The sequence below is a fragment of the Tannerella sp. genome (genome assembly GCF_030528505.1).
In the GTDB taxonomy this organism is placed as follows: domain Bacteria; phylum Bacteroidota; class Bacteroidia; order Bacteroidales; family Tannerellaceae; genus Tannerella.
The window spans coordinates 26790-36649 of sequence record NZ_JAUMYS010000030.1 but is presented as its reverse complement, the minus strand read 5'-3'; the positions used below and the strand labels follow the sequence as shown (position 1 = coordinate 36649).

The window sequence follows — 9860 nt, the reverse complement described above, 5'->3', positions numbered from 1 at the left end:
CCCTTGTGCAGCTTGCAGCACGGGGGATTCCTTTTTGTATGAAAACAGGAATGCTGTTTTGTGCCGCATCAGAAAAACAGTCGATGAGACAAATGCTATTACGTGGTTACCGTCTTGGGAGCGATGAGGTAACGACTAAGTCGTCTTATCTTCAATCCGTATCTGAAATCGAATCCTGTCGAGCTTCGCGGCCTGTCATTTCTTTCAGGTACGTTTCGATATGACGTTTTTTCTTTTCTTCCAGAATCTCGTCGGTGGCAATCAGGATGCCTGTTTCTTCGACATTGCCGAACTCGCGGTTGATGGCTGTGCCGAACGTGCGCATCTTAGGCGAAAGGCTCATATACGCACTGACTAAGGGAGGGACATTGATACCGTATTTCCTCACTTCGTGATTTAACACTCTGAGGTTGTCTTTGAAGTGATCGTGGCAGAAAAGTTGCTTCATTTTCTCTTCGTCCATTCCCGTCTGTAGGGGGGAGATCGGCTCAACCAATTGGTCGGGGTCAGGGAAATGCAGGCGGAGAAAGTATAGAATCATATCTCGCGCTTCCACGTTGTAGGTCGTGTACATCGTGACTTTTCCATAGAAATATTTCATGGCCGGATCGATGACCGTCAATGCGCCTAATCCGTCCCACAAGTTATCGAGAACAAAAATCCCTTTGGTTCGTCCGAGCGTTGCCTGATAATCGAGCGAAACGAACGAGCGTCCCAGCTCAACCGTATAAGGCAGGTAATCGGCCAGAAAACGTTTCGAAAAATGAAATAGATGTGCCGTAGCCAGAATGGGTTTTCCCGCCGTATCGTATTGCACATCCGACCCGAAGAGAAAACGATAGCCCCCCAGTATTTGCTCGTCTTCCGGGCTCCAAACAATCAGTTGGCGGTAGCCATGTTCCATGGTGTCGAACTCGTCGATATCAACCGCTTTTCCCGTACCTCCGCCGTAATGACGAAAAGCGATTTCGCGTTGACGTCCGATTTCGCGCATGATGTTCGGAGAGTCATGTGCCGTCACGATATAGATTTCGTTGTCCGATTTATTCGTCCGCCGCAATCGTTTCTCCGGAGTCAATTCTTTTTTCAGCAAGGCCGTTTCGACCGGCCGGATAATTTTCTGCATACGTTTATTTTTCGCTCAACTGATAGACTTTTTGTTTGACCCATTCAGCCCATTCAGCGGGTTTCTTACTCCCGTCGAACGTTTGCCAGGGGATTGGTTTTCCTATATAAACATGAAATGTTTGATGTTTGTTCCGAAACATTTCGTCGGGCAAATAAAGCATTTCAAGATTCATTTTGATGCCCAGTCGCTTGCGGATACGTGCCAGACGATAGAAGAAGTCGGAGTTACGCCCGTCGAAGAAAACGGGGACTACATCTCGATGGTATTTGACGGCGTTTCGCACAAACGACTTTTTCCATTCCGTATCTTCGATGCGCCCGTTTTGTTTGCGTGAACAGAGACCGGCCGGGAAAGTGAGTATTTGACGATCGGAGGCAAAGGCTTCATCGAGCTGTATCGCTGCTTTTTTCGTTTGGGCACCATGCTTGTTGATCGGGATAAAAATGGAGTGCAGATTCGGGATAAACAAGAGCAGGTCGTTGACGAGACAACGAATCTGCTCTCCATATCGTTGGCCCAGCAGAGCTGCCAGACAAATGCCGTCCAGCCCGCCTAACGGATGGTTCGACACGAAGAGATAGCGTCCCTCCGGTGGAGGCAGATGCTTTTCACCGATGAGGCGCATGGTCAGATCGAATTCGCGAATCAGTGCCTGCATGAACGCAACTCCGTCGAGTGCGGCATAGCGCTCGAGGATACGGTTCAATTCGTCCTGATGAATCGTGCGGATCAGATAATTCACGACACATGCAGGCATCTTTTTTGAAATCTCGGGCGCTTTCTCACGTAGGACCCTTCGCACATCAATGATTGGTGTTTGTGTTTCCATCGGACGACAAAGATAAGCAGACGCCTTTTATAAAATCGATTTTTCTGTATTTTTTTGTGTTCTTTTTCTGGAAGAAGTTAGAAACAGACCGTGCGATCGGGTTTCGGATGATTTCGTTTGAACTGTCGAAAACAGGCTTCGGATGGTTAGAAGAAGCGTTGAAATCGGTACGACGACGTCGTAGAACGAAACAACTTGCCGAAGAAAAAATGGGTTGTTGAAAACTTTCCTTCTCAAACGGTTAGCAAATTCTTGAGAATGTGTACTTTTACGCCTTGTTAAGCGTGTTTGCGAAGCGATTGTTTGCGAAAAGACATTGAAAATGAATAAAAAAGAAAGCACTTATCACATCCCGGCTTTGTTCGATGAAAGTCTGGACGGCTTAGCCGTTCGGCCTTCGGGTGTTTATGTCGATGTCACTTTCGGAGGCGGCGGACACAGTCAGGGTATTCTGAGTCGTCTGGGTGAGGAAGGAAGACTTTATGGGTTTGATCAGGACGCCGATGCGGAAGCGAATATTCCGGACGACCGTCGTTTTGTTTTTATTCGTAGCAATTTCCGTTATTTGTCTAACTTTCTTCGTTATCACGGTGTATTGCAGGTCGATGGTGTCTTGGCCGATCTTGGTGTATCATCCCATCATTTCGACAACGAGGCGCGGGGATTTTCTTTTCGCTTCGATCAGGCATTGGACATGCGGATGAATAATCGTGCGGGACAAACAGCTTTCGATGTACTCAATACATATCCGGAAGAAAAGCTAAGCGATCTGCTGTATCGTTACGGCGAGCTGAAGGAAGCGCGAAAAATGGCGTCGATCATTGTGCGGTCGCGCGAAGAACAGCCGATTTCGTCGAGCCAGACGTTGATTGATTTGTTGCAACCCTTCGTTCGTAAAGAGAAAGAGAAAAAGTTCTTGGCGCAGGTCTTTCAAGCCTTACGTATCGAGGTGAACGATGAGATGAATGCTTTGCGCGAGATGTTGCAGCAGGCCTTGAAAGTTCTGAAGCCGGGCGGGCGACTGGTTGTCATCACGTACCATTCGCTCGAAGATCGACTGGTCAAGCATTTTATGCGCAGCGGCAATTTCGAGGGGGAAAACAAACAGGATTTTTTCGGCAACCGACTGAGTCCTTTCCGTTTGATAAATAATAAAGTGATTACTCCTTCGGAAGCAGAGATTGACAGAAATCCTCGTGCCCGGAGTGCGAAATTACGGATTGCAGAGAAAAAATGACACCGCATGAGTGAAGCAAACAAAATAAACCCGAAAAAGAAACGGCAGCTGTCTCCGCTCTATATTCTGGGAGGGGGCATTCTGAAAGAAGATTTCATTGTCAGGCATACGAAGCTGATTGTTTTAATCGTCGGCTTGATGTTTGTATTTATCAGCAATCGCTATACGTGTTTACTGAAACTTCGCGAAATCGATAAATTGCAGCAGGAATTGCAAGATGTGAAATACGAATCGCTGGCTATTTCCGGACAACTGACCGGGAACAATCGTCTGTCGCAGATCGAACTGCTGGTAAAAGAAAGAGGACTCGAACTGAAAAGTCCTCAGACGCCTCCTTATATCATCCAGAAATAAAAGCAGTATGGCGAGGTCTGAAAAAGAAGAAATAGAAAAAAAAGAATCGGGCGACGGACATGTGCTGACACGTTACCTGATTGTTGTATTATTGCTTTTGCCGGCGATAATCGGGATTCTTTTCTTTACTTTCAAGATTGCTTTTGTCGAAAAAGACAAATGGAACAAAGTGGCCGAGAGCCAGAAAAAGCCCAATCGACTGGTGAATCCTAACCGCGGGAATATTTATTCGGCTGACGGCAAACTCCTGGCAACGAGCGTACCCCGATATTATCTGTACATGGATTTTCAGGCCGGCGGATTTCAGAAAGGTACCAAAAAGTCTAAAGCCAATCTCGATACTTTCATGCACTCCCGTCGAGACGGTATCGATTCGCTTTCTTATTATCTTTCCCGAAAGCTTAAAAACCGTTCGGCCGCAGGATATAAGGCGCATTTGCTGCGCGGACTCAAGTCGAAAAGCCGTCAATATCCTGTGTACGAAGGCCGCATTTCATACATCGATTTGAAAGAAATACGTCAATACCCCTTTTTTCGCTTCGGCCGAAACGTGAGCGGACTTTACGAAAAAGAAATGGTGCAACGGCAGAAGCTCTTCGGCACGTTAGCATCACGTACCATCGGCGACATATACAACGAGATCGAAACGGGCGGACTCTCGAAAGGCAAGAACGGCCTGGAGCTCGAATACGACACGCTCCTGCACGGTCAGGCAGGCTACAATTCCGTGAAACGTGTGGGGGGGCGCTGGACGAATGTGATAGAACAAGAACCGGTCGATGGGTTCGATATCCAGACAACCATCGATACGCATATCCAGGATTTGACGGAGAAGGCGCTGGTGAATAAACTGAAAGAGCTTGATGCCGCTTTGGGTATAGCTATAGTTATGGAAGTGCAAACCGGCGAGATTAAAGCGGTCTCAAACATGGAGCGCGTACGTCCCGGCGTCTATACCGAAACGAAAAACCATGCCGTGGCCGACGAAATCGAACCGGGATCGACTTTTAAGGTGGCTTCCATGATGGTAGCCATTGAAGACAAGATATGCACTCCCGAAATGCCGATTGACGTCGGAAACGGAACCTATACCGTCAGGGGACACACCATCAAAGACCATAATGCCGCTCGAGGCGGATATGGAGCGATTACGGCAGCTCAAAGCATCTGGTACTCTTCCAATGTGGGAGTCGCTAAAATCGTATTGAAGGGCTACGGGAATCATCCGAAAAAATTTACGGAAGGTCTCAAACGGGCCGGAGTAGACGCTGATCTCCGTTTGGAAATACCGGGAGCGGGACGTGCCAAAATACGTACACCGGAAAGCCGGAACTGGTCAAGGCTAACCTTGCCGTTGATGTCGTACGGCTACGAAGTGCAAATCCCACCGATCAATACCTTGACTTTTTTCAATGCCATTGCGAACGACGGTAAGATGGTGCGACCCATGTTTGTGAAAAGCATCACCCACAACGGTAAAGAAGTCCAATCTTTCTCGACCGAAGTCATTTGTTCGTCTATCTGCTCTTCCCGTACGCTGAAAATAATACAGGAGATGCTTTACAACGTGGTGAACTACAAAGACCCTGACGGGCGTCGTGACGGTACAGGTAAACCGGCCCAATCGGATGTAGTAACCATTGCGGGAAAAACAGCTACGGCGCAGATTGCCGCATCGAATAAGGAGCATAATGTATCGTTCTGCGGGTATTTCCCTTATGAGAACCCAAAGTATTCGTGTATTGTCGTCGTCTCGCGACCGCGTAACGGATCGCCTTCGGGCGGGTTGATGGCCGGCACGGTCTTCAAAGAAATTGCGGAGAAAACGTATTCGCATCAGATTACGTTAAACCTGCGTACCCTTGCGAAAGAGGCAAGCAGTGTGCCGGTACCTGCCGTGAAGAACGGCGATGCACGCGCCGCGAAGTATGTGATAGAAGAATTGGATATTAATGTATCGTCGAAGCGAATCGCATCCGAATATGCTGTCTACGGGCGTAGTGCAGGAAAAGATACACTTCGGGTAAGAGAGCTGACGATTCGGAAAGGGTTGGTGCCGTACGTCGTGGGTATGGGAGCCAGAGATGCCGTATATGCTTTGGAGAAATCAGGGCTTCGTGTCAGTCTTTCGGGCAGAGGCCAAGTGGTTTCGCAGTCTGTTCCACCCGGTCAGCGAGTCGTGAAGGGACAAACTGTCGAAATCGTATTAAAAGATTAAAGAAACAGAACAATGAAATTAGATAGATTAATAAAGAATTTGTCGATAAAGCGCGTTCAAGGCGATGACGCTTGCGAAATATCGGGCATCCATTCCGACTCGCGTCAAATAAAGGAAGGTATGCTCTTTGTCGCTGTCAGCGGAACGACCGTTGACGGGCATGATTATATCGGAAAGGCCGTTGAGAAAGGTGCTGCGGCCGTTGTCTGCGAGAACATACCGGAACAACTCGGGACATGCGATGTGCCATTCGTTATCGTTTCCGATACGGCTCAAGCCCTCGGCATGCTGTTGGATACATGGTATGATCATCCGTCGTCGAAGCTGACGTTGGTAGGGGTAACCGGAACAAATGGAAAAACAACCGTTGCCACGTTGCTCTATCATTTATTTATCCGCTTGGGATACAAGTGCGGGCTGATTTCTACCGTATGCAACTATATCGGCGAAGAAGCGATACCGACGGATCATACCACTCCCGATGCCGTGACATTGCATGCGCTTGTCGCACAGATGGCCCAAGCCGGATGTGCCTATGTGTTTATGGAAGTCAGTTCACATGCCATCGATCAGCAACGTATCAGCGGACTGACGTATCGAGGTGGTATTTTTACGAACCTTTCTCGCGATCATTTGGATTATCATAAAACGGTTGAGCATTATCTAAAAGCGAAAAAAAGATTTTTCGATGACCTGCCTTCCACCGCATTTGCCTTAACGAATGCCGACGAGAAATCGGGGATGGTGATGTTGCAAAATACGGCCGCAACGAAACGGACTTATTCATTGCAAACCGTCGCCGATTTCAAAGGGAAAATATTGGAGACGCATTTTGAAGGAACAGAGCTTTTAATCAATGATAGAGAAGTTACCGTTCATTTTGTCGGGCGTTTCAATGCCTCGAATCTGCTGGCTGTCTACGGTACGGCCGTCAGTTTGGGTCAAGATCCGGAGACGGTGCTCGTTGTGCTGAGTGATTTGCGCTCCGTCACCGGACGTTTCGAGACGATTCCTTCCCCTCTCGGATATACGGCGATTGTCGACTATGCCCATACGCCGGACGCTTTGACGAATGTGTTGAACAGTATTCATGATGTATTGCGCGGCAACGGATGCGTTATTACGGTCGTTGGCGCCGGAGGAAACCGGGATAAAGGCAAGCGTCCGCTGATGGCCAGAGAAGCTGCCAAACTCAGCGACCAGCTGATTCTGACCTCCGATAATCCGCGCTTCGAAGACCCGGATGCAATCATAGAAGAGATGCAGGCAGGGCTGTTACCCGGCGATGCGGAACGTACGCTTTGCATTACCGACCGCAAACAGGCAATCAAAACCGCCACTTGTTTAGCGAAGAAAGGCGATGTGATTCTGGTAGCTGGCAAAGGCCATGAAGACTATCAGGAAATCAACGGGATAAAACATCATTTCGACGATCGCGAAATTTTACGAACTATTTTTGCAACTCAACACCCATCATATCACCATGCTTTACGAACTGTTTAACTATCTCGATCAACTAGATATTCCCGGAGCCGGCGTATTTAAATACGTTTCGTTCCGCTCCGTGATGGCGTTTATTTTAGCTTTGTTTATATCGACAAGTATCGGACGACGGATCATCGACAAATTACAAAAACTGCAAATCGGGGAGGTTGTTCGCAACCTCGGTCTTGAAGGACAGATGAGCAAGAAAGGCACCCCGACGATGGGAGGGATTATCATCATCATTGCGATCATCATCCCGATTCTGCTGTTTGCACGGCTTAATAATATCTATCTCATTATTATGCTGATTACGACGGTGTGGCTGGGGACTTTAGGTTTTGCCGACGATTATATCAAGGTCTTTAAAAAAGATAAAGAAGGATTACACGGGCGGTTCAAGATCGTTGCGCAGGTCGGTTTGGGACTGATCGTCGGATTGACGCTCTATTTCAGTCCGGACGCGGTGATCCGTGAGAATATGGAGATACGCAGCGCTTCGGAAGATACCCTTGAAGAAGTAACGTTTCACCCGGATATGATCAAATCGACTAAGACGACTATTCCGTTTGTTAAAAACAACAATTTCGATTATGCGGTTTTGGCAGATTGGGCCGGAGATTACAAAACAGAAGTGACATGGATCATTTTTATCCTGATTACCATCTTTGTCGTGACGGCTGTTTCGAACGGGACGAACCTGACGGACGGTCTCGATGGGTTGGCTGCCGGCAGCTCCGCCATCATCAGCGTGGCGCTCGGGATATTGGCCTATACGTCTTCGCATTTCGAGTTTGCTTCGTTTCTGAACATCATGTTTATTCCCGGAGCGGAGGAGCTGGTGATCTTCGCATCGGCCTTTATCGGAGCCACAATCGGTTTCCTCTGGTACAATGCCTATCCGGCTCAGGTATTCATGGGAGATACGGGAAGTTTGACTTTGGGAGGGATCATTGCGGTCTTTGCCATTATCATTCATAAGGAGTTGCTCATCCCGATTCTTTGCGGAGTGTTTTTCGCTGAAACGCTCTCGGTTATGCTTCAAGTTGCTTATTTCAAGTATACGAAAAAGCGATACGGCGAAGGGCGGCGAATCTTTAAGATGACGCCCTTGCATCATCATTTCCAGAAACCGGGAAAAAGCGGCATACAGGCGCTGATACAGAAACCGTATAATGTCATTCCCGAATCGAAAATCGTCGTTCGGTTCTGGCTTATCGGGATTATTTTGGCAGCTATCGCCATCATTACCTTAAAAGTGCGGTAATCATGAAAAAGCGAATGGTCATATTGGGGGCGGGAGAAAGCGGAGCGGGCGCTGCGGTGCTGGCTAAAGCGAAAGGCTTTGATGTGTTCGTCTCGGATTACGGAAATATCCTGCCCAAATACAAACAGATGATGGAGGAACGCGGAATCCTCTGGGAAGAGGGCGGACACACCGAATCGGCCATCCTGGATGCGGACGAGATTATTAAAAGTCCGGGTATTCCGGATGAGGTGCCGATCGTAAAAAAAGCCATGGAGAAAGGCATCCCCGTCATTTCCGAAATCGAATTTGCCGGGCGTTATACCGATGCGACGATGATCTGTATTACCGGAAGCAACGGCAAGACAACAACGACTTTACTGACGTATCATATCCTCAAAGAAGCGGGGCTGGACGTCGGATTAGCCGGGAATGTGGGCAACAGTTTGGCGTTTCAGGTGGCTGAATCGCCGCATGCGTATTATGTCATAGAGCTGAGCAGTTTCCAGTTGGACAATATGTACGAGTTCAAAGCCGATATTGCCGTATTGCTGAACATCACACCCGACCATCTGGATCGCTATCACCATTGTATGCAGAACTACGTCGATGCTAAATTTCGTATTCTCCGCAATCAGACAGAGAAAGATGCGTTTATCTATTGGAATGACGACCCCATCATCCGAAAGGAAATGGAGCGGCACCCTCCGAAAGCGACAACGTATCCGTTCTCCGATACGTTTCATCCGGAACTGAAAGGCTATATCAAAGAAAAACAAATTATAATCCAAACGTTAAACGGGACATTCACAATGGATCAAGAAGCAATTGCCCTCAGAGGCACGCACAATCTTTACAATACCATGGCTGCCGGCATAGCCGCGAAAATTCTGGACATCCGCGACGAGAAGCTCAGAGCCTCCCTGAGCGGTTTCCCCGGAGTGGCGCATCGTCTGGAGATGGTTGCGCGTATACGGGGCGTCGATTACATCAACGACTCGAAAGCGACGAACGTCAACTCGTGCTGGTACGCCTTGCAAAGTATCAACACCAAGATGGTGCTTATTCTGGGAGGTACGGATAAAGGCAACGATTATTCCGAGATAGAGGCACTCGTATTGAAAAAAGTGCGTGCATTGATTTTTCTGGGAGTAGACAATCAGAAACTGCACGCCTTCTTCGATGGGAAAATCGATCGGATCGAGGATGCTCGCTCGATGGAAGAAGCCGTTAACAAGGCCTACCGTTTAGCCGAGAAAGGTGATACCGTATTGCTTTCGCCGTGCTGTGCCAGCTTCGACTTGTTCGATAATTACGAAGATCGCGGCGATCAGTTCAAGAAGTGTGTACGTAACTTGTAATTCG

General features: G+C 48.1%; 8 protein-coding genes. 6 read left to right on the top strand and 2 right to left on the bottom strand.

All coding sequences use genetic code 11. The features are described 5' to 3' along the window. Positions 1 to 151: 151 nt before the first annotated feature. Positions 152 to 1126 carry a GNAT family N-acetyltransferase gene (locus tag Q4A89_RS06410; protein ID WP_303184408.1) on the bottom strand — a complete coding sequence of 325 codons (975 nt, stop codon included), beginning with the start codon at positions 1124 to 1126 and terminating at the stop codon, positions 152 to 154. 4 nt (positions 1127 to 1130) lie between these two features. After that, entirely contained in the window at positions 1131 to 1958 is an 828-nt protein-coding gene (locus Q4A89_RS06405; protein WP_303184407.1) for a 1-acyl-sn-glycerol-3-phosphate acyltransferase, read from the bottom strand. A gap of 322 nt (positions 1959 to 2280) precedes the next feature. Between Q4A89_RS06405 and rsmH the strand changes: the two genes are divergently transcribed. The 6 genes from rsmH to murD are packed head-to-tail and all read left to right on the top strand — an operon-like array spanning position 2281 to position 9856. Further along, positions 2281 to 3195 carry a 16S rRNA (cytosine(1402)-N(4))-methyltransferase RsmH gene (gene rsmH / locus Q4A89_RS06400; protein ID WP_303184406.1) on the top strand — a complete coding sequence of 305 codons (915 nt, stop codon included), beginning with the start codon at positions 2281 to 2283 and terminating at the stop codon, positions 3193 to 3195. A gap of 6 nt (positions 3196 to 3201) precedes the next feature. Next, positions 3202 to 3549 carry an FtsL-like putative cell division protein gene (locus Q4A89_RS06395; RefSeq protein ID WP_303184405.1) on the top strand — a complete coding sequence of 116 codons (348 nt, stop codon included), beginning with the start codon at positions 3202 to 3204 and terminating at the stop codon, positions 3547 to 3549. A gap of 7 nt (positions 3550 to 3556) precedes the next feature. Next, complete coding sequence (locus Q4A89_RS06390) at positions 3557 to 5767, top strand: penicillin-binding transpeptidase domain-containing protein (RefSeq protein ID WP_303184404.1); 2211 nt, start codon at positions 3557 to 3559, stop codon at positions 5765 to 5767. 12 nt (positions 5768 to 5779) lie between these two features. After that, on the top strand, positions 5780 to 7270 hold the full coding sequence (locus Q4A89_RS06385) for a UDP-N-acetylmuramoyl-L-alanyl-D-glutamate--2,6-diaminopimelate ligase (RefSeq protein ID WP_303184403.1): 1491 nt from the start codon (positions 5780 to 5782) through the stop codon (positions 7268 to 7270). Continuing rightward, positions 7251 to 8516, top strand: coding sequence for a phospho-N-acetylmuramoyl-pentapeptide-transferase (gene mraY, locus Q4A89_RS06380; protein ID WP_303184402.1), 1266 nt, complete (start codon positions 7251 to 7253; stop codon positions 8514 to 8516). Before Q4A89_RS06385 ends, mraY begins: the two co-directional genes overlap by 20 nt. Before the next feature lie 2 nt (positions 8517 to 8518). Beyond that, the gene (gene murD / locus Q4A89_RS06375; RefSeq protein WP_303184401.1) at positions 8519 to 9856 is read left to right on the top strand and encodes a UDP-N-acetylmuramoyl-L-alanine--D-glutamate ligase; all 1338 of its coding nucleotides are present in this window, start codon (positions 8519 to 8521) and stop codon (positions 9854 to 9856) included. Positions 9857 to 9860: the final 4 nt, after the last annotated feature.